We start from the raw sequence: 17,759 nt of genomic DNA, 5'->3' as shown, positions 1-17,759 counted from the left end.
ACGGTGTACAAGCTCTGCTTTTTCGTCCCGGCCAGCCATGTGGACGAGGTCAAAAGCGCCGTATTCGCCGCCGGTGGCGGGCGGATCGGCGACTATGACCACTGCGTCTGGCAAGTGCTGGGCCTGGGCCAGTTTCGCCCCTTGGACGGCAGCCAGCCGTTCATTGGCGAGGCGGGGCAGGTCGAGCAGGTCGAGGAATGGAAGGTAGAGCTTGTCGTTGCTGACGAGTTGATTCGTGCGGTGGTGGCGGCGTTGAAACACAGCCATCCCTACGAGACACCGGCGTATGAAGTGTGGCGGTTGGAGGATTTCTGATCCCCTGGCGCCTGAATGAAAAACCCGCTGATCGATTAAGCGGGTTTTTTATTGCCCGCGATTCTGTGTACACGAACCCTTGTGGCGAGGGAGCTTGCTCCCGCTGGGCTGCGCAGCGGCCCCAAGCTTTTTGGCGGCTGCTGCGCAACCGAGCGGGAGCAAGCTCCCTCGCCACGGGGATGGTGTGTATCAGATGTTTGATGTTGCTTGTGCCGGCCTCATCGCGAGCAAGCTCGCTCCCACAGTGGATGGGTGTTGTTCACCGAACTTGTGACGACACCAGACCCTGTGGGAGCGAGCTTGCTCGCGATAGCGGACTGTCAGGCAACGAAAACTCAGGCTTTGACATCCGCCTTACGACTCGGCACCACCGCCTCCAACGCCCGCCACAACACCGGCGCTTTCTCCCCCAGCAACAAGTGCCACACACCATCCTCCAGCGAGCTGACCCCCTGGCAGCCAAGCGCCTTGAGCTGGCTTTCCGACAACCCCTTGCCATCGGCCAATTGCACGCGCAAACGGCTCATCGCCACGCAATCGAGCTGCACCACATTCCCGCCACCGCCCAGGGCGGCGAGCCATTGTTGCGCTTCGGCCTCGGAGACGACAGTCGATAAGGTCGCCTCAGCCACGGCGGCCACGGGCGTGCTGACGGGCCGTTCGGAAGAGGGCAACGCCAAGCGGATTTCATCGGCAATGCTGTCGGCCATCGGCCCCACCACCACTTGCAGGCTGCCGCCATTGCCGGGGCGGACCACGGCCATGGCGCCAAGGGCCTTGAGCTGGGCGTCGGATGCCTTGTTGCGATCCACCAGGTCCAGTCGCAGGCGCGTGGTGCAGGCGCCGAGGGTGATCAGGTTGTCAGCGCCGCCCAAGGCCTGGATGTAGGCCGCGGCGCGCTGGTTTTCGGCGATGGCCGGTTTGTCGCTCGCCGGCACCTCTTCACGCCCCGGCGTTTTCAGGTCGAAGCGGCGGATGCAGAAGTCGAACACCAGGTAATAGATCGCCGCGTAGGCCAGGCCCACCGGGACGACCAACCAGCCGTTGGTGGATTTGCCCCAACCCAGGACCATGTCGATAAAGCCCCCGGAGAAGGTAAAGCCCAGGTGAATGCCCAGCAGATTGGTCACCGCCATCGACAGGCCGGTGAGCAGCGCATGGACCAGGTACAACAGCGGAGCGAGAAACATGAAGGCGAATTCGATCGGTTCGGTGACACCGGTCAGAAACGAGGTCAACGCCATGGACAGCAGAATCCCGCCCATGACCTTGCGGCGCTGGGGCAGGGCGTTGCGGTACATCGCCAGGCACGCGGCGGGCAGGCCGAAGAGCATCACCGGGAACATGCCGGTCATGAACTGGCCGCCCTTGGGGTCGCCGGCGAAATAACGGGTCAGGTCCCCGGTCAGCACTGCACCGGTGGTCGGGTCGGTAAAGCTGCCGAAGATGAACCAGGCCATGTTGTTGAGGATGTGGTGCAGCCCCGTGACGATCAGCAACCGATTGAATACACCGAAGACGAACGCGCCGAAACTGCCGCTGGCCATCAGTAGCTCGCCGAAGCTGTTGATGCCGTGCTGGATCGGCGGCCAGATCAGGCCGAACACCAGGCCCAGGCCCACGGCGCTGAAACCGGTGACAATCGGCACGAAGCGCCGGCCGCCAAAGAACGCCAGGTACTCCGGCAGCTTGATGTCCTTGAAGCGGTTGTACAGCGCACCGGCCAACAGGCCGCTGATGATCCCGGCGAGCATACCCATGTTGATGGTCGCGTCGAGCACCTTCAGCGTCGCGATCATGACCAGGTAGCCGATGGCCCCGGCCAGCCCCGCCGTGCCGTTGTTGTCCCGGGCGAAACCCACAGAAATGCCGATGGCGAAGATCATCGGCAGGTTGGCGAAAATCGCTTCGCCGGCATCGTGGATGATCGCGATATTCAACAGGTCCGTGTCACCCAGGCGCAGCAGCAGGCCGGCGATCGGCAGGATCGCGATGGGCAGCATCAGCGCCCGGCCCAGGCGTTGCAGGCCTTCGATGAAATGCTGGTACATGGCGTCTCTCCTTTTATTGTTGTCCGACGGGGCTCAGCCCAGGGGCCAATGTTGATGACAGGCCTGGCGCACGGCGGCGGCACTGGCCAGGTTCAGCAATTCGGCGCTCAGGCACGCGCACTTGACGGTGTCGAGCTGGCGCACGCGCGCCTTGATCTCGCCGATCTGCGGCGGGCTGACCGACAGCTCGCGCACCCCCAGGCCCACCAGTACTGGCGTCGCCAGGGGATCGGAGGCCAGGGCCCCGCATACCCCGACCCAGCGCCCGTGCTTCGCCGCGCCGGCGCAGGTCTGGGCGATCAGCCGCAACAGCGCCGGGTGCAGGGCATCGACCCGGGCGGCGAGACCGGCGTGGTCGCGGTCCATGGCGAGGGTGTACTGGGAAAGGTCGTTGGTGCCGATGGACAGGAAGTCCGCGTGCTCGGCCAGTTGTTCGGCCAGCAAGGCGGCAGCCGGTACTTCGATCATCACCCCCAGTTGCGGGCGTTCGTCCAGGCCGAGTTCGGCGCCCAAGGCATCGAGACGCTGGCGGATGTGCAGCAGTTCGTCGACCTCGGTGACCATCGGCAACAAAATCCGGCAGCGATGCAGGGGTTGGGTTTGCAGCAGGGCCCGCAATTGCTGATCCAGCAGTTCCGGGCGCACCTGGGCCAGGCGAATGCCCCGCAGGCCGAGCACCGGGTTGGCTTCGGCCGGCAGCGGCAGGTAGTCCAGTTGTTTGTCGCCGCCGACGTCGATGGTGCGGATGATCACCGGCCTGTCGCTCATGGCATCGAGCACGGCCTGATAGGCCAGGCGTTGCTCTTCTTCATCAGGGGCGGTGAGGCGGTCGACGAAGAGAAATTCGGTGCGCAACAAGCCAACGCCATCGGCACCGTTGGCGAAGGCCAGGCCGGCTTCGGTGCTGGAGGCGACGTTGGCGGCGACTTCAACATCCACTCCGTCGACAGTTCGCGCCGGTGTGTGGGCGAGGGTCTGTTGCTCGGCGCGCAGGGCTGCGCGTCGGCTCTGTGCTTGTTGCACCTGCGCCAGGCGCTCGGCGGTTGGCGTGAGTTCGAGGCGGCCACCGTCAGCGTCCAGCACCACCGATTGGCCTGGCGCCAGTGCAAGCACTGCCTCGCCCAACGCCACCAGGCAGGGCAGGCCTTTGCCACGGGCGAGGATCGCTACGTGGGACGTCGCGCCGCCCTCGGCCATGCACACACCGACCACGCCTTGGGCACTGAGTTGCAACAGGTCCGATGGGGTCAGTTCCTGCGCGACGACAATGGCGCCCGCCGGTACGTCGAATTGCCAGGCTTCACCGAGCAACACCCGCAAGACCCGCTGGCGCAAGTCGTGCAAATCATTGGCGCGCTCGGCCAGCAACGTGCTTTGCAGTTGCCGCAGCACTTGGCACTGCACGTCGATGGAGCGGCTCCAGGCGTGGGGCGCAGCGCAACCTTGCTCGATCGACAGGTCAGCGGCGTCCAGCAGGACCGGATCTTCCAGCAACGCCAGGTGGGCACTGAAGATCGCTTGCTCATCGATGTGGCGCCGGGCCTTGGCGTTTTCCAGGGTCAACTGGATCTCGCGACTGACGTGTGCCAAGGCATCGCGCAGCCGTTGCCGCTGTTCGGCGACGTCGTGGCCCTCGCCATCCTCGGGCAACTGAATGCCGTCCAGGCGAACCAGCGGTCCGCTGACCAGGCCGGGCGCGGCGCATACGCCGTGCAGCACACCGTCTTCGGCGGTGCGGCTGGGGACCTTGACCGGCGGCGCCTCGGCGTGGGCTTCTTCGGCCAGGGCGGTGGACAGGGTGGTCAGCAGCGCTTGCAACGCCGCTTCGGCATCGCTGCCACGGCAACTGACGTGCACTTCGGCCTGTTCGGTGATCGCCAGGCCCATCATGCCCATCACACTGTCGCAGGACGCTGATCGGCCGTTGAAGTGCAGGTGCGAGCGACTCTTGAAGCCTTGGGCGGTCTGGCGAACCAAGGCAGCCGGCCGCGCATGCAGGCCGCCTCGATGGGCGATACGGATCTGACCGAACACTTCGATGCCGACGTCCGGCTCATCGTCGCGTGCTTCACCCGGTGTCTTGGTGACAATGTGCAGCAACGGCTCGCCGACCTTGACCCCTTTGAGGGTAATGGGCCGAGCCAGGAAGTGCTCGCCATTGGTGATGATCAGCAGGCTGACCAGGCTTTTGCAGCGCTGCGCCACGCTGTCCAGGTCATAACGCAGCAGCGCCTGGCCGTTGCTGACCCGCGCGCCTTCCTTGACCAGCATGGAAAACCCGTCGCCCTGCAACTCGACGGTGTCCAGCCCCAGGTGCAGCAGCAGTTCGGCGCCGTTGTCGGCTCGCAGGGTCACGGCGTGGCCGGTGCGAGCGACGTGGATCACTTCGCCGTCACAGGGGGCGTAGAGGGTGTCGTTCAGCGGATCGATGGCGATCCCGTCGCCCATGGCGCCACTGGCGAACACCGCGTCCGGGACGTTGGCGAGGGTGAGCACCGGCCCGCTGAGCGGGGCGCTGAGGGTCAGCTCTTTATTGTTGTTGGACATGGGCTCGCTCTCTTCGAAATCTCATTGGCCTTCTATTAAAAGAAAGCCGTCGGTTCAGTGGGTCCGGGTGACCTTGCTCAAGTGCCGTGGCTGGTCCGGGTCCAGGCCTCGGGCTTCGGCCAGGCTGGCGGCCATCCGGTAAAAACTCTGGATCGCCAGGATCGGGTCCAGGGCCGGGTGTTCGGCGCGGGTCAGCGTCAGGTCGCGCTCGGCGATGTCATCGGGCGCGGCCAGCAGCACCCGGGCGCCGCGCTGGCGCATGTCGGCGGCCAGGCTCAACACACCGGCCTGCTCGGCGCCTCGCGGGGCGAACACCAGCAGCGGGTAGTGCTCGTCGATCAACGCCATCGGCCCGTGGCGGACCTCGGCGCTGCTGAAGGCTTCGGCCTGGATCGCCGAGGTCTCCTTGAATTTGAGCGCCGCTTCCTGGGCGATGGCGAACCCGGCGCCACGGCCGATGACCATCAAGCGCTGACAGTCACGCAGGGCGTCGACGGCGGCGTTCCAATCCTGGCTCGCGGCATCGCGCAGGCCTTCGGGCAGCGCGGTGCCGGCGTCGAGCAACTCGGCGTCGTCTTTCCAGTGGGCCACCAGGCGCGCGCTGGCGCTGAGGGTGGCGATGAAACTCTTGGTGGCGGCGACACTGCTTTCGATGCCAGCGCACAAGGGCACGCTGAATTCACACGCCGCCTCCAGCGGAGAATCCTCTGCGTTGACCATCGCCACGCTCAACGCGCCGCGCTTGCGCAACAGACGCAGGCTGTTGACCAGGTCCGGGCTCTGCCCGGATTGGGAGAATGCGAACGCCACCTGGCCGCTGACCTTGAGTGGCGCCTGCTGCATGGTCACCACCGACATCGGCAATGAGGCCACCGGCAAACCCAGTTGTTGCATGGTCAGGTAGGCAAAGTAGCTGGCGGCGTGGTCGGAGCTGCCACGGGCCACGGTCATCGCCACTTGCGGCGGCTGACGGCGCAGGCGCCCGGCAATTTCCTGCAGGGCCGGGTCCAATCGCTGCAATTGGCGCTCGACGGCGTCGCACGAGCTCAAGGCCTCTTCAAGCATTTTGGAAGTCAATGGCTTCTCCTTCGACCATCACGTCGATCAGGTTCAGGGCTCGGTCAAGGCGCACACAGTCGGCCCAGGCGCCGGGTTGCAGGCGTCCGCGCTCGGGCAGGCCGAGGTAGTCGGCGGGGAATTGCGACAGGCGTTGCGAGGCTTCGTCGAGGGGCAGGCCGATTTTCACCAGGTTGCGCAGGGCCTGGTCCATGGTCAGGGTGCTGCCGGCCAGCGTGCCATCGGCCAGCCGTACACCGCCCAGGCATTTGGTCACGGTGTGGCTGCCCAGCTTGTACTCGCCGTCGGGCATGCCGGCGGCGGCGGTGGAGTCGGTGACGCAATACAGGCACGGGATCGAGCGCAAGGCTACGCGCATGGCCCCGGGGTGCACGTGCAGCAGATCTGGGATCAGCTCGGCATATTGCGCATGGGCCAGCGCCGCACCGACGATGCCCGGTTCGCGGTGATGCAGCGGACTCATGGCGTTGTACAAATGGGTGAAACTGCTGGCCCCGGCGGCCAGCGCGGCGACGCCTTCTTCGTAACTGCCCAGGGTATGGCCGATCTGCATGCGCACGCCCCGGGCGCTGAGGGCGCGGATCAAAGCGTCGTGCCCGGCGATTTCCGGTGCGATGGTGATTACCCGGATCGGCGCCAGGGCCAGGTAGGACTCGACCTCGGCCATCAGCGCGGTGTGGGCGAAATTCGGTTGGGCGCCGAGTTTGCCGGGGTTGATATAGGGGCCTTCCAAATGCACCCCCAGCACGCGTGCGCTGCCGCTGGGCCGCTGTTCGCAAAACTCACCGAGGGCCTTGAGCACGTTGGCGATTTCTTCGCTCGGCGCGGTCATGGTGGTGGCGAGCAGCGCCGTGGTGCCGAAGCGCACGTGGGTACGGGCGATGGTTTCGAACGCCGGCGCGCCTTGCATGATGTCCATGCCGCCACCGCCGTGCACATGCAGGTCGATGAAGCCGGGCAGCAGGTAGGGCAGGTCGTTGCTCGTTGGGTCGCAGGGCTGGCCTTCGATGGACACGACCTTGCCGTGTTCATGGACCAGGCGGCCGCGTATCCAGCCGTTGGCGGTGAGGATGTTGTCTTCGGACATTGGGATTCTCTGGTCGTCTAGCGCCGCAACTCTGCGACAAAGTCGTAGTAGTCGTTGCGGCAATAGGTGTCGGTGACTTCGATGGGCGTGTTGTCTTCCAGGTAGCCGACCCGGGTCATCAGCAGCATCGCGGTGCCGGGGGCGATGCCCACCAGGGCGGCGAACTCGTCCGAGGCGTTGATGGCCTGGATGTGTTGCAGGGCGCGCACCACCGGTTTGCCGATGCCGTCGAGGAATTCATAAAGCGAATCGCCCACCGCTTGTGGCTTGGGAATGATCGACGCGGGCAGGGTGCTCATCTCGATGGCCATGACCGTGTCGTCGGCCTTGCGCAGGCGCTTGAGCCGGGCGACTTTGTCGGTGGGTGACAGGCCCAGGCGAATCAGTTCTTCGTGGGTGGGCGGGGTGATTTCCCGCTCCAGCCACTGGGAGCCGGGCACGAAGCCTTTGAGCCGGAGCATTTCGCTGAAGCCGCTGAGGCGCGAGAGCGGTTGTTCGAGGCGCGGGGTGATGAACGTTCCCGAGCCTTGGTTGCGGCGGATCAGGCCTTGTTCAAACAGCACTTCCAGGGCTTTGCGGGCGGTGACCCGGGAAATGCCCAGTTGCTCGCTCAGGCTGCGCTCGGACGGCATCGCTTGCTCGGCTTTCCACTGGCCTGCGTGGATGGCGGCTTCCAGGTTGCGGGCCAGTTGCAGGTAGAGCGGGGTGGGTTGGGTGTCGTCGGGGCGCAGGGCCAGGATGTCGTTCATTTGTTTGTCCGATGCGGTTTTTTGTGGGCGTTGTCGCTCGGTGATTGGGGTGGAAACTAATACCACTTGAATACCATGTCAACGGTGCTTTTTTGGGGTTGGCTAGTGTTTTATGGGTTTTTCTGAGGGTTGTTCTTTAAGTGGTATTAGGGTGGTGGAGGTGGGGTGTTGAATTACAGCGTTTTTAGAGGTCAGTGGTATGCATGGGGCGGGGGTTTGAAATTTGATATTTATTTTTAGTAGTTTGTTTTTTGGGCGGTGTGTATATCCGTTTCTTCGATAATGGCCACTTAGGGGAGTGTCAGATTTTTTGTGTGCGGGCCGGTAACGGCCTGCCGTTAGGCAGACCTTCATTTACCACGTCGGCCTGATGAACCGATCCCCGTACAGGATCGCGAACTGATTCATCGCACTTTTCCAATCATGGGCCGCACTGCCCCAGTTTGCTGTGATATTGCGCAAGCCCAGCCAGATCAGCTTCGTGGCAGCATCATCGGTTGGAAAGTGTCCTCTCGTTTTAATGATCTTTCGCAGTTGAGCGTTGATGCTCTCGATTGCATTGGTCGTGTAAATCACTTTCCGGATGGCGGGCGGGAAGACAAAAAACGGGATAACTCGATCCCAGGCGCGTCGCCAGGCAGCCACGACGGTCGGGTACTGCTTGCCCCAGGGGCCGGTTTCGAATGAGTCCAGAGCCACTTCGGCGGCCTCGGCGTTGATCGCTTGATAGATCGGCTTGAGAGCCTTGGCCAGTTCCCGACGTTTGTCCCAGGCTGCATAGTCGAGGCTGTTGCGGATCAGATGCACGATGCAGGTTTGCAACGTCGTCTCAGGAAACACCGCGCTCAGGGCTTCTGGCATGCCTTTGAGGCCATCGGTCACGGCAATCAACACGTCTTCGACGCCGCGTGTCTTGAGGTCATTGAAGACCTTCATCCAGAACTTGGCGCCTTCCGTTGTCTCGATCCAGATGCCCAAGATATCGCGGGTTCCGTCCGGTAGTACGCCCAAGGCCAAGTAGATGGCCTTATTGCGGACCAGACCTTCTTCCCTGATTTTGACCCGCAGCGCGTCGAAGAAGATGACCGGGTACATCGGCTCAAGCGGTCGTTGCTGCCAAGCGCCGATCTCTTCCATCACCGCGTCGGTGACCGAGCTGATGAAGTCGTGCGAGACATCCGTGCCGTACTGCTCCAGGAGAAACGCACGAATCTCGCGAACCGTCATGCCCCGAGCGTACATGGCGATGATCTTGTCATCGAAACCGGTAAAGCGCCGCTCATGCTTGGGAATCAGAATCGGCGCAAAGCTGCCATCGCGATCTCGGGGAATCTCCAGACGAAGCGGACCGTCGTCTGTCAAAACGGTCTTGCCACTTTTACCGTTGCGCTGGTTACTCGACTCCTCGGGGCGCTCCGCGCCCTGAGGATAGCCAAGATGGTGACCCAGCTCTGCACCCAGGGCTCGCTCGATAAGCGCCTTCTTGAAGGCCATCGACGCGTCCTGAATCGCCTCGGCAGTCATAGGACCTTTGACGAACTGATCAATCAGCTCCTTCGGGATCGAAGGGAACTCGGTTTTGGCCTCCAAGGCCGTCTTCTTTTTGATTGGCATACATGCACCTCTTCAGCATGTTATGCCCGAACACAAAATTTCTGACAGTCCCCCACTTAGGGTTCCGCCCTGACGGTGGGTCACTTTCGAAAAGCCCGGAAGCCGGCCCAGTCGAAAGTAACCAAAGCGCTTTTGCCCCACCACTTGGCACCTCGCTTAGGCTCGGTGTGCCCTCACTCCGGCATTGCTCCGTGGGCCGCCGCGAAGGGCCAACCATGGCCCAGCGCGGCTATCCCGGCATCCATGCCGGGATGCCCACTGCGCAATGCCTGCGTTCCGCCAGCATGGTTAATGGGGCGCTGAGATCAACGTCCACCCCACCACGAGGCGGCCTGATAGCCGACCTGGCTCACCCAGTCGTACACCCGTCAGATCTGTGGGAGCAAAGCTTGCTCGCGAAGGCGGCATAACAGCCAACGAGGATGTCGAATGTACTGGCCTCTTCGCGAGCAAGCCCGCTCCCACAAGGTGTTTGCGACGTATATGAGTGTTGTGGCTGCTGAAAATCCAATGTGGGAGCGAGCTTGCTCGCGATGGCGGTGGTTCAGTCACATGGATATTGGGTTTGCTGGCCTCATCGCGAGCAAGCTCGCTCCCACAGGAGAAACGCGGACCCACCCAGAACCAGGTCGGCTATCAGGCCGCCTCGTGGCGGGGTGGACGTAGATCTCAGCGCCCCGTTAACCACGCTGGCCGAACGCAGGCATTGCGTAGTGGGCAACCCGGCATGGATGCCGGGTTAGCCGCGCTGGGCCATGGATGGCCCTTCGCGGCGGGCCCACGGAGCAATGCCGGAGTGAGGGCACACCGAGCCTAAGCGAGGTGCCGAGTGGTGGGGCAGAAGCGCTTTGGTTACTTTCGCGCTTTTCGAAAGTGACCCGCCGTCAGGGCGGAACCCTAAGTAGCCGTTACCGCAGCAATGGATATGTACCCAACCCCATCCAGAAAAGCCCATCTGAAATCTGTGCGAAACATCCCTGATCAGATGAGGGGTCTGTCAGACGCCTCGAAGTTTCCGACATGTTTTTAAGGTTGTCCCTCGGAAGCGAGGGCTCTAGCTTTCGGAGCCCACATCTCCAAGTACTGGGATCGCTTACCGGCCTTGGGAAGACCGAGCAGCAGATCCAAGTTTCAAGGAGCAACAGCAGCCTCTGAGGTCCAAACATGGAACTGCCGGATATGATCACCCCCCGCCTCAATACAAGTACCTCCCTGGGACGGGCTTTGATTTCAATGTTCAAGTCTGTCGAAGCGGAGCTGATATGTGAAAATGCGGAGTCAGGGGCGGTTAAAGTCATGGTGTTTGGCGGATGCGCAGTACATCTCTATACGCATCATCGTGTTTCCACGGACGTTGACGCCGAAATCTATGAGGCGAGCCTTCCGGAAGGCTTTCATCTTCGAACGTTGCTTGCGGAAGTGCCCGAGCAATTTGTCGACGAGAAGTCCGGCCGATTGATGGAGCTGAACTACGACCTCCAATACAACACCAGCTTTGGTCCGATTCACGAGGATTATTGGGTCCGAAGCATCCCCCTTGAAGAGTTCCCGATAGAGTCACCTCTGCACGTCCACATTGCTGCTCCTGTCGATATTGCGATTTCAAAGCTGGGTAGAGCAACGGACCAAGACGTTGGCGATATCATGGCGCTCCTGAGGGCCGGCTTCATATTGACCGCCGAGCTGCGTCGACTGGCAATGCAGGCAATTGATGTATATGTTGGTAACAAAGAGCCTCCAACGTCTGTTCTTACCCACATTTTGCAAAATTATTTGGAGAATACAGATGACGAAGCCTGCTAACGGCCACGTCCTCTCAGCCGCTCTGGACACATTGGTAAAAAGCCCGCTGGATCACGCAGATGATGTTGCACTCGTGAGTGCAGCCAAAGCTGTCTGGTATTCCAACTTGGACTTGATAAGCGCAGCCCAAGCTTTTCTGAGTCAACACACTAATGAGGTCGAGTTGCGTCGCGCAGGATATCTGCTCGAACGACTCACCCGATTTTCGTGTGTCACGGACAGTCGCGCATTGGAAGTCTTCAAAGCCCTTGAGCTATTTTTACGTTCGACACCCAAGCAAGCCATAACCTCACAAACCGCTGTTGCGCTTCGCAAACGCCGTGATGAGCTCGCTCTCGCTTGGGGGTTGAATGAAGGTCTTGGCTTGAAGGTGCAAACCCTCTTGCCTTTTCAGACTCGGCATTATGAGGCTGAGCAGCGCGCAGCGTTTGTGTAAACCCAAATGTCATCCTCGAAAACCGGCTTAGGCCGGTTTTTTGTTGTGTGAATCATCATCTCTTGGTCTGTCAGACGCCTCGAAGTTTCCGACATGTTTTTAAGGTTGTCCCTAGGAAGCGAGGGCTCTAGCCTTTGGGTGTCGCTGCCAATTCAGCGACCGGGTTTGACCGTCCGAAAAAATCAAGGGGCAACAGGCCCGGACGTTTTGTCCTGGGCTCCATTAGATGAAAGGAGCTTCCATTGAAAAATGATTCTGATACTCCCAAACCCGCTTCCACCTTCCCCTACGGCGACTACGCCCCCGACAAGCTGAAAGAAGCCGCCGACCGCGCGATGGACCATTACCTCAAACCCGACGACAGCGAACCAGAACCCCAACCCTCTGTGCAGTTGTTCACCGTATCGGACAGCGTTGACACCGAAGCCCTGCTGGCCAACCTCAGCGAAACCCTGGCCTCGGCCAATGCGATGCTCAACGACCTGGCGTTTGGCCTGGAAGGCTCGCGGCGGCATGTGGCGTTAGGCGTGTCACAGATGATTGAGCTGGGCGCGTTGCTGGCGAACAAGGCCTTGGACCGGGTAGAACTTCGGACTTGATGCCATAAGTGCCGGCCTCATCGCGAGCAAGCTCGCTCCCACAAAGGGGCCGGTGTCGATCACAAATCCTGTGGTCCACACAAACCCACTGTGGGAGCGAGCTTGCTCGCGATAAATCGAAAGACGAACACAAAAAAACCGGCAGAACACCGATCCTGTGGCGAAGGAGCAAGCTCCCTCGCCATAATGGTTCACACGAGCCTTGAGTAAACAGCATCAACCAACCTGACTGCACCGCGAGGCTGGAAAACTATTGGTGGAGGTTTTCGCGCCGGCAAACTTCTTTCTCTATGCCAATGCACTCGACCGGTTCACTCACGCCTTTCTCGAAACGCCGGGCGTTCATCAACAAGCCTCCCTTGATACCGCCGATGAACGCGAAGGCGCCTTCACGGGAACCCGCGTTACGAACCGACAAATCCACCGCCACGCTGTTGGGCCTGACTTCGTAGACCCAGCCGCCGTTCGAGGCTTCCTGGGTGGCCCAGAGCTTGGCTTCGCTATAGTCGCGAAATGCCACAACGATAGACTGCGCCAGATGGTCCTCCTGATACATCGCGAATCTCAAGTTCGGTGGCAAAGAGTTCAAGCCCCGTAACCCATTGGTAAGCGCATCTGCGCCCTGCACGGGGTTGATCTTCGTAGAGCCGACGGCCCAAAGGGATTCCTGGGACTTTACCCATGCCAAACCCTCTCGAGGCGTCAGCCGGTTCCAGTCGATGGCCATCACCGCGACCTCCCGCATCGTTTCCTGGCCGGTGGGCTCCCGGTAGTTTAGGTTCGTCCTGCAATCGGCAAGATTGTGTGCCTTGCAGGCCTGCTTGATAAAGTGCGCCTTGACCCCGCCCGGGAAGCTGATTTCCTCCTCACCGGGAAAGGGCCCCCCCGATTGCACCTGATCGATTCCGTGGGGGGCCCTGAACTCGTACACCCACTCGCTGGCGTAGTGCTGGGCGATCAGTTGATTGCGCGTTGCGCTGCTGAACACCGTCCCTGCGCTTCCGCTCGCGTGGGTGATCCAGTCGTACCCCCATTCCTCCACGGGAGTGCCATAGGCTTTGGGCAACAGCCCCTGCGTGAAGGCACTGAGGCCCTGACCCGTCGTATCGCCCCGGTAGAGCGTGTCCATGTCGGTACGCCAGCGCAACCAGGGCGTGCTCTTGCGGATATCCACGCTCGAATCCGCCGCGACCTGAAGCCAGGCGGTATACCAAGGCTCCTCTTTTCCATCGGCTCCCCACGCGTCTGCGCCCGGTTGCCACACACCTGCGAACACCACTGCCGCGACAGCAGTCACCCGTATGAAGTTGTTATGGGTTGTCATGATTTGATGCCTTATCTGAACGGTGAAGCCCGTCGAATCACATACGTCATGACTGCATATGCTTCGACGTGACACGTCTCACGTTGGATTCTGCGGGGCTGAACGATCCGAGCCACCGCATCAGTTCTGAGGGTAGATCAAGGCTGGGGAAGGGGATTGCGTTGCGGTGTCTGGACTTGTAACAAAAGGCTGATCGACACCGTTCCCTGTGGCGAGGGAGCTTGCTCCCGTTGGGCTGCGAAGCGGCCCTGAGATCTGACAAATGCGGTGTGTCAGGCAGATTGAGTTGCCTGCCCTGGGGTTGCTGCGCAACCCAGCGGGAGCAAGCTCCCTCGCCACAGAAGCGCCTCGCCGCAAGAAATGGGGCTACGGACGAATCTCGATCATCGTCCCATCCGGCACCAGGTCCCACACCTCGCGCATGTCCACGTTGCGCATGGCGATGCAGCCGTCGGTCCAGTCCAGCGTATGGAACAACTGCTCAGGGTTCTCTTCCGAATCCGGCGTGCCGTGGATCATGATCATGCCCCCAGGCTCCACGCCTTCGCGGCGGGCGCGGGCGGCGTCGCTGATGTTGGGGTAGGAAATGTGCATCGACAGGTAGAACCGGTCACTGGTCTTGCGCCAGTCCAGCCAATAGAAACCTTCAGGGGTGCGCTTATCGCCCTCTATCAGCTTGGGGCCTTTCTTGGCGCCCTTGCCCAGGGAGATGCGATAGGTCTTGAGCGGCTTGCCGTCGTTGATCAATTGCAATTGATGGGCGGACTTGAGCACCAGCACTTTTTCGATGACCTTGCCGTTGTAGGTTCCCACGGCGGCGGCCTGGGACACAGCGGTGAACGACAAGCAGAACAGGACAAGCAACCAGCGCATTGAAACGGTATCCCTAGAGGTGTCGCGGCTATATTTATTTGATTGGTTTTTTCAGGTGTTGGCAGGCTGAGCCAGTGGCGGGATCGATTCGGATCGCACCGGGTAATCCTCGGCCCGGCGGTCGGCATAGAAATATTCCAGGGTGCGGCCCACCGTGCGGAAAGCCAGCTCGTCCCAGGGAATGTCCGCTTCTTCGAACAACTTCACTTCCAGGCTCTCGGGCCCGGCGGCGAAATCCTCGTCCACCAGTTCGGCGCGGAAGAATACATGTACCTGGCTGATATGCGGTACGTCAATCAGCGTATAGATGCTCAAGTTTCGCACCCGGGCGCAGGCCTCTTCGGCGGTTTCGCGCACGGCGGCCTGTTCGATGGTCTCGCCGTTCTCCATGAAGCCCGCCGGCAGGGTCCAGTAACCGCGCCGTGGCTCGATGGCGCGCCGGCACAACAGGACTTTGCTGCCCCAGGTCGGTACGCAACCGGCCACGATGTTGGGGTTCTGGTAATGGATGGCGTGGCACGTGTCGCAGACAAAGCGCAGGCGCGAGTCGCCTTCGGGTATGCGCTGGGTCACCGGGTTACCGCACTGGCTGCAGAATTTCATGCTTGGGTTCCTGAATGCTGCGCCTATCTTGGCGTGCGCGGGCCGGTGTCGGCAAGTTGTCGTTTCGCGACACGACGCGGTGCGGGGGTTGGGCCGCTCGAATGATTGGTGCATGATGCAAGGTAGCGAATAAATCGAGAAGTCTCATGCTGGACGAGCTACTGCATCGAGTAAGCAACCATACCCCGCAAGATTTGCAGGCCGACCGACGTTTTCCTGAAGCCGCGGTGCTGGTGCCGATCACCCGCAGTGATGAACCGGAGTTGGTACTGACCCTGCGCGCCAGCGGGCTCTCGACCCATGGCGGCGAAGTGGCGTTTCCCGGCGGGCGTCGCGACCCGGAAGACCCGGACCTGATCTTCACCGCCCTGCGCGAAGCCGAGGAAGAAATCGGCCTGCCGCCCGGCCTGGTGGAAGTGATCGGCCCCCTCAGCCCGTTGATCTCGCTCCATGGCATCAAGGTCACGCCGTATGTCGGGGTGATTCCGGACTACGTCGAATACCAGGCCAACGACGCCGAGATCGCGGCGGTATTCAGCGTGCCGCTGGAGTTTTTCCGCAAGGATCCACGTGAACACACGCACCGGATCGATTACCAGGGTCGCAGTTGGTACGTGCCCAGCTATCGGTTTGGCGAGTACAAGATCTGGGGGCTGACGGCGATCATGATCGTCGAACTGGTCAACCTGCTGTACGACGCCGAGATCGACCTGCACACCCCGCCAAAGAGTTTCATCAATACCTGATGCCCCGAGGATTCCCATGAAATACCGCCTGGGCGATGCCCGTGTCGAAACCCACCCACAGAGCTGGGTCGCGCCCAATGCCACGCTGGTGGGCAAGGTCCGCCTCGAAGAGGGCGCCAACGTCTGGTTCAACGCCGTGCTGCGCGGCGACAATGAGTTGATCCTGATCGGCAAGGACAGCAATGTGCAGGACGGTACGGTGATGCATACCGACATGGGGTATCCACTGACCATCGGCACCGGCGTGACCATTGGCCACAACGCCATGCTCCACGGCTGTACGGTGGGCGACTACAGCCTCATCGGCATCAACGCGGTAATCCTCAACGGCGCGAAGATCGGCAAGCACTGCATCATCGGCGCCAATGCGCTGATCGGCGAAAACAAGGAGATCCCCGACGGTTCGCTGGTGATGGGCTCCCCCGGCAAGGTGGTGCGTGAATTGACCGAAGCCCAGAAGAACATGCTCGTGGCCAGCGCGGCGCACTATGTGCACAATTCCCAGCGCTATGCCCGCGACCTGGCCGAGCAGGAACCATGAGCGCCCCTGAACGGCCGGTGCCTTCGCCCTGCGTGAACATCTGCGCGCTGGACGATGACGACATCTGCACCGGCTGCCAGCGCACCGTGGCGGAAATCACCCGATGGAGTCGGATGGACAATGATGAGCGGCGCGGGGTTTTGGCGTTGTGTCATGAGCGAGCCAAGGCCAGTGGGTTGGTGTGGATGTTGCCGGCTAGGCGCTGATTGTGAACACGTCCCCCTGTGGCGAGGGAGCTTGCTCCCGCTGGGCTGCGAAGCAGCCCCAACATCAGGCTCCCGGGTGCGTCAGGAGAACACAGTGGCTGTTCAGAGGGGGCCGCTGCGCGACCCAGCGGGAGCAAGCTCCCTCGCCACAAAAGCTTTATCCACAGTTACGTTAGTAGGACCGCCGCCCCAACCACCGATCCACCCCCACCACCCCCAACGCAATCCCGACAAACCCCACCAATATCCCCCCGGCATTGATAAACACCTGTGGATAACCCAGGCTCGCCACATCAATAAAAGGGTAGGGGTAGGCCGCCAGCAAATCCCCCCGCAGCAGGACATAGGCGAAATAGACCAAGGGATAGATCATCCACAGCCCGATGTGGCCCAGGCGCAAGTTGCCTTTGGGCACCCATCGCCACCAATAGGCGATGTACAGCAGGGGCACCACGTCATGCAGTAGTTCGTCGGCCACGAACTGCCAGCCTTCGGGTTGCCAGAGGTGGCGCAGCAACAGGTTGTAGGCCAGGCTGACCAGGGCGATGCTCACGGCGATGCCGCTGCTTACGCTGGGCAGCAGGAACCAGCGCCGGGCCGGGGATGGGCGAGCGGTCAGCTCCCACGTCAGGACCACCGCCACCCACAGGTTGGTCAGTACCGTAAAGAAACTGAAGAAACTCACCAACCCACCCAGCAGGCTCGCGCCCAGTTCCCAGCGCCCCAGCAGGATCAGATACAGCTGGATGCTCAACCCCGCCCAGCCCAGCAGCGCCGTTACCGACACGAAGCGCTGGCGCAGGGTGAGGCGAGGACTTTTATCAATCCCCACGGCGGCTCAGACCGGCCGTTTGGTGCGCATCAACTTGATGTACAGGCGCTCGACTTTCTCCCGCGCCCAGGGGGTTTTGCGCAAAAAGGTCAGGCTCGACTTGATGCTCGGGTCGCTCTTGAAGCAGCGGATATCGATGCGCTCGGCCAGGCCCGACCATTCGTAATGCTGCACGAGGGTGTTGAGGATCTGCTCCAGCGTCACGCCGTGCAGCGGGTTGTTGTTGGGTTCGGTCATGGGAGGCCTTCGCGCGAAAAAGGGTAAAGCCGCGCACCTTAGCCGAGGTGCCCTTGCGGTGGAAGCATAGCCTTCATCGTGGGGCTCCAGAGCCAGGCGCACTGTTACCGAAACCGAAA

General features: G+C 61.6%; 18 protein-coding genes. 7 read left to right on the top strand and 11 right to left on the bottom strand.

All coding sequences use genetic code 11. The features are described 5' to 3' along the window. The first annotated feature begins 3 nt into the window (after positions 1 to 3). Positions 4 to 315, top strand: coding sequence for an NGG1p interacting factor NIF3 (locus AC515T_RS23205; RefSeq protein WP_496530176.1), 312 nt, complete (start codon positions 4 to 6; stop codon positions 313 to 315). A gap of 335 nt (positions 316 to 650) precedes the next feature. On the opposite strand, the gene nagE is transcribed toward AC515T_RS23205, so the two are convergent. The 6 genes from nagE to AC515T_RS23175 form a co-directional block, all read right to left on the bottom strand. After that, positions 651 to 2,366: an N-acetylglucosamine-specific PTS transporter subunit IIBC gene (gene nagE, locus AC515T_RS23200; protein WP_496530175.1), complete on the bottom strand. Its 1,716-nt coding sequence runs from the start codon at positions 2,364 to 2,366 to the stop codon at positions 651 to 653. 33 nt (positions 2,367 to 2,399) lie between these two features. Next, positions 2,400 to 4,913, bottom strand: a complete 2,514-nt coding sequence (ptsP, locus tag AC515T_RS23195) for a phosphoenolpyruvate--protein phosphotransferase (RefSeq protein ID WP_496530174.1) — start codon at positions 4,911 to 4,913, stop codon at positions 2,400 to 2,402. 54 nt (positions 4,914 to 4,967) lie between these two features. Then, complete coding sequence (locus AC515T_RS23190; RefSeq protein WP_496530173.1) at positions 4,968 to 5,990, bottom strand: SIS domain-containing protein; 1,023 nt, start codon at positions 5,988 to 5,990, stop codon at positions 4,968 to 4,970. Continuing rightward, complete coding sequence (gene nagA / locus AC515T_RS23185) at positions 5,971 to 7,077, bottom strand: N-acetylglucosamine-6-phosphate deacetylase (protein ID WP_496530172.1); 1,107 nt, start codon at positions 7,075 to 7,077, stop codon at positions 5,971 to 5,973. Before nagA ends, AC515T_RS23190 begins: the two co-directional genes overlap by 20 nt. Positions 7,078 to 7,094: 17 nt before the next feature. Next, complete coding sequence (locus tag AC515T_RS23180; RefSeq protein ID WP_030139601.1) at positions 7,095 to 7,826, bottom strand: GntR family transcriptional regulator; 732 nt, start codon at positions 7,824 to 7,826, stop codon at positions 7,095 to 7,097. Positions 7,827 to 8,180: 354 nt separating this feature from the next. After that, positions 8,181 to 9,440: an IS256 family transposase gene (locus AC515T_RS23175; RefSeq protein ID WP_496530171.1), complete on the bottom strand. Its 1,260-nt coding sequence runs from the start codon at positions 9,438 to 9,440 to the stop codon at positions 8,181 to 8,183. 1,164 nt (positions 9,441 to 10,604) lie between these two features. On the opposite strand from AC515T_RS23175, the gene AC515T_RS23170 reads away from it, so the two are divergent. From AC515T_RS23170 to AC515T_RS23160, 3 genes are all read left to right on the top strand, one after another. Beyond that, positions 10,605 to 11,243, top strand: coding sequence for a DUF6036 family nucleotidyltransferase (locus tag AC515T_RS23170; protein WP_496530170.1), 639 nt, complete (start codon positions 10,605 to 10,607; stop codon positions 11,241 to 11,243). Beyond that, on the top strand, positions 11,227 to 11,679 hold the full coding sequence (locus tag AC515T_RS23165) for a hypothetical protein (protein ID WP_212801406.1): 453 nt from the start codon (positions 11,227 to 11,229) through the stop codon (positions 11,677 to 11,679). Before AC515T_RS23170 ends, AC515T_RS23165 begins: the two co-directional genes overlap by 17 nt. A 242-nt stretch (positions 11,680 to 11,921) precedes the next feature. Beyond that, on the top strand, positions 11,922 to 12,278 hold the full coding sequence (locus tag AC515T_RS23160) for a DUF6124 family protein (protein ID WP_496530169.1): 357 nt from the start codon (positions 11,922 to 11,924) through the stop codon (positions 12,276 to 12,278). 250 nt (positions 12,279 to 12,528) lie between these two features. On the opposite strand, the gene AC515T_RS23155 is transcribed toward AC515T_RS23160, so the two are convergent. The 3 genes from AC515T_RS23155 to AC515T_RS23145 all read right to left on the bottom strand — a co-directional run bounded on the left by AC515T_RS23155 (position 12,529) and on the right by AC515T_RS23145 (position 15,078). After that, positions 12,529 to 13,320: a scabin-related ADP-ribosyltransferase gene (locus tag AC515T_RS23155; RefSeq protein ID WP_496530168.1), complete on the bottom strand. Its 792-nt coding sequence runs from the start codon at positions 13,318 to 13,320 to the stop codon at positions 12,529 to 12,531. Between the two features lie 648 nt (positions 13,321 to 13,968). Next, a complete protein-coding gene (locus AC515T_RS23150) occupies positions 13,969 to 14,475 on the bottom strand; it encodes a L,D-transpeptidase family protein (protein WP_496530167.1) in 507 nt (168 codons plus the stop codon). 51 nt (positions 14,476 to 14,526) lie between these two features. Beyond that, a complete protein-coding gene (locus AC515T_RS23145; RefSeq protein ID WP_053186956.1) occupies positions 14,527 to 15,078 on the bottom strand; it encodes an NUDIX hydrolase in 552 nt (183 codons plus the stop codon). A 146-nt stretch (positions 15,079 to 15,224) separates the two neighbouring features. On the opposite strand from AC515T_RS23145, the gene AC515T_RS23140 reads away from it, so the two are divergent. The 3 genes from AC515T_RS23140 to AC515T_RS23130 are packed head-to-tail and all read left to right on the top strand — an operon-like array spanning position 15,225 to position 16,571. Further along, positions 15,225 to 15,824, top strand: coding sequence for a CoA pyrophosphatase (locus AC515T_RS23140; RefSeq protein ID WP_496530166.1), 600 nt, complete (start codon positions 15,225 to 15,227; stop codon positions 15,822 to 15,824). A 16-nt stretch (positions 15,825 to 15,840) separates the two neighbouring features. Further along, positions 15,841 to 16,365 carry a gamma carbonic anhydrase family protein gene (locus AC515T_RS23135; RefSeq protein ID WP_060740825.1) on the top strand — a complete coding sequence of 175 codons (525 nt, stop codon included), beginning with the start codon at positions 15,841 to 15,843 and terminating at the stop codon, positions 16,363 to 16,365. Then, positions 16,362 to 16,571 (top strand): DUF1289 domain-containing protein, encoded by a 210-nt coding sequence (locus tag AC515T_RS23130; RefSeq protein WP_024619283.1) that lies wholly within the window; start codon positions 16,362 to 16,364, stop codon positions 16,569 to 16,571. Before AC515T_RS23135 ends, AC515T_RS23130 begins: the two co-directional genes overlap by 4 nt. Before the next feature lie 172 nt (positions 16,572 to 16,743). Here the strand turns inward: AC515T_RS23130 and AC515T_RS23125 are convergent, their stop codons facing one another. After that, positions 16,744 to 17,403, bottom strand: coding sequence for a Pr6Pr family membrane protein (locus AC515T_RS23125; protein ID WP_496530165.1), 660 nt, complete (start codon positions 17,401 to 17,403; stop codon positions 16,744 to 16,746). Between the two features lie 6 nt (positions 17,404 to 17,409). Beyond that, the gene (locus tag AC515T_RS23120) at positions 17,410 to 17,640 is read right to left on the bottom strand and encodes a VF530 family protein (RefSeq protein WP_003178410.1); all 231 of its coding nucleotides are present in this window, start codon (positions 17,638 to 17,640) and stop codon (positions 17,410 to 17,412) included. Positions 17,641 to 17,759: the final 119 nt, after the last annotated feature.

It is taken from the genome of Pseudomonas sp. FSO-7, from assembly GCF_059579345.1.
This window is presented reverse-complemented; position numbering and strand designations above follow the sequence as displayed.

Bases quoted from the DNA above. Each gene is read 5' to 3' on its own strand.
- nagE (WP_496530175.1), bottom strand. From the start codon at position 2,366: ATGTACCAGCATTTCATCGAAGGCCTGCAACGCCTGGGCCGGGCGCTG.
- AC515T_RS23165 (WP_212801406.1), top strand. From the start codon at position 11,227: ATGACGAAGCCTGCTAACGGCCACGTCCTCTCAGCCGCTCTGGACACA.
- AC515T_RS23135 (WP_060740825.1), top strand. From the start codon at position 15,841: ATGAAATACCGCCTGGGCGATGCCCGTGTCGAAACCCACCCACAGAGC.
- AC515T_RS23145 (WP_053186956.1), bottom strand. From the start codon at position 15,078: ATGAAATTCTGCAGCCAGTGCGGTAACCCGGTGACCCAGCGCATACCC.
- ptsP (WP_496530174.1), bottom strand. From the start codon at position 4,913: ATGTCCAACAACAATAAAGAGCTGACCCTCAGCGCCCCGCTCAGCGGG.
- AC515T_RS23130 (WP_024619283.1), top strand. From the start codon at position 16,362: ATGAGCGCCCCTGAACGGCCGGTGCCTTCGCCCTGCGTGAACATCTGC.
- AC515T_RS23180 (WP_030139601.1), bottom strand. From the start codon at position 7,826: ATGAACGACATCCTGGCCCTGCGCCCCGACGACACCCAACCCACCCCG.
- AC515T_RS23175 (WP_496530171.1), bottom strand. From the start codon at position 9,440: ATGCCAATCAAAAAGAAGACGGCCTTGGAGGCCAAAACCGAGTTCCCT.
- nagA (WP_496530172.1), bottom strand. From the start codon at position 7,077: ATGTCCGAAGACAACATCCTCACCGCCAACGGCTGGATACGCGGCCGC.
- AC515T_RS23150 (WP_496530167.1), bottom strand. From the start codon at position 14,475: ATGCGCTGGTTGCTTGTCCTGTTCTGCTTGTCGTTCACCGCTGTGTCC.
- AC515T_RS23140 (WP_496530166.1), top strand. From the start codon at position 15,225: ATGCTGGACGAGCTACTGCATCGAGTAAGCAACCATACCCCGCAAGAT.
- AC515T_RS23170 (WP_496530170.1), top strand. From the start codon at position 10,605: ATGGAACTGCCGGATATGATCACCCCCCGCCTCAATACAAGTACCTCC.
- AC515T_RS23120 (WP_003178410.1), bottom strand. From the start codon at position 17,640: ATGACCGAACCCAACAACAACCCGCTGCACGGCGTGACGCTGGAGCAG.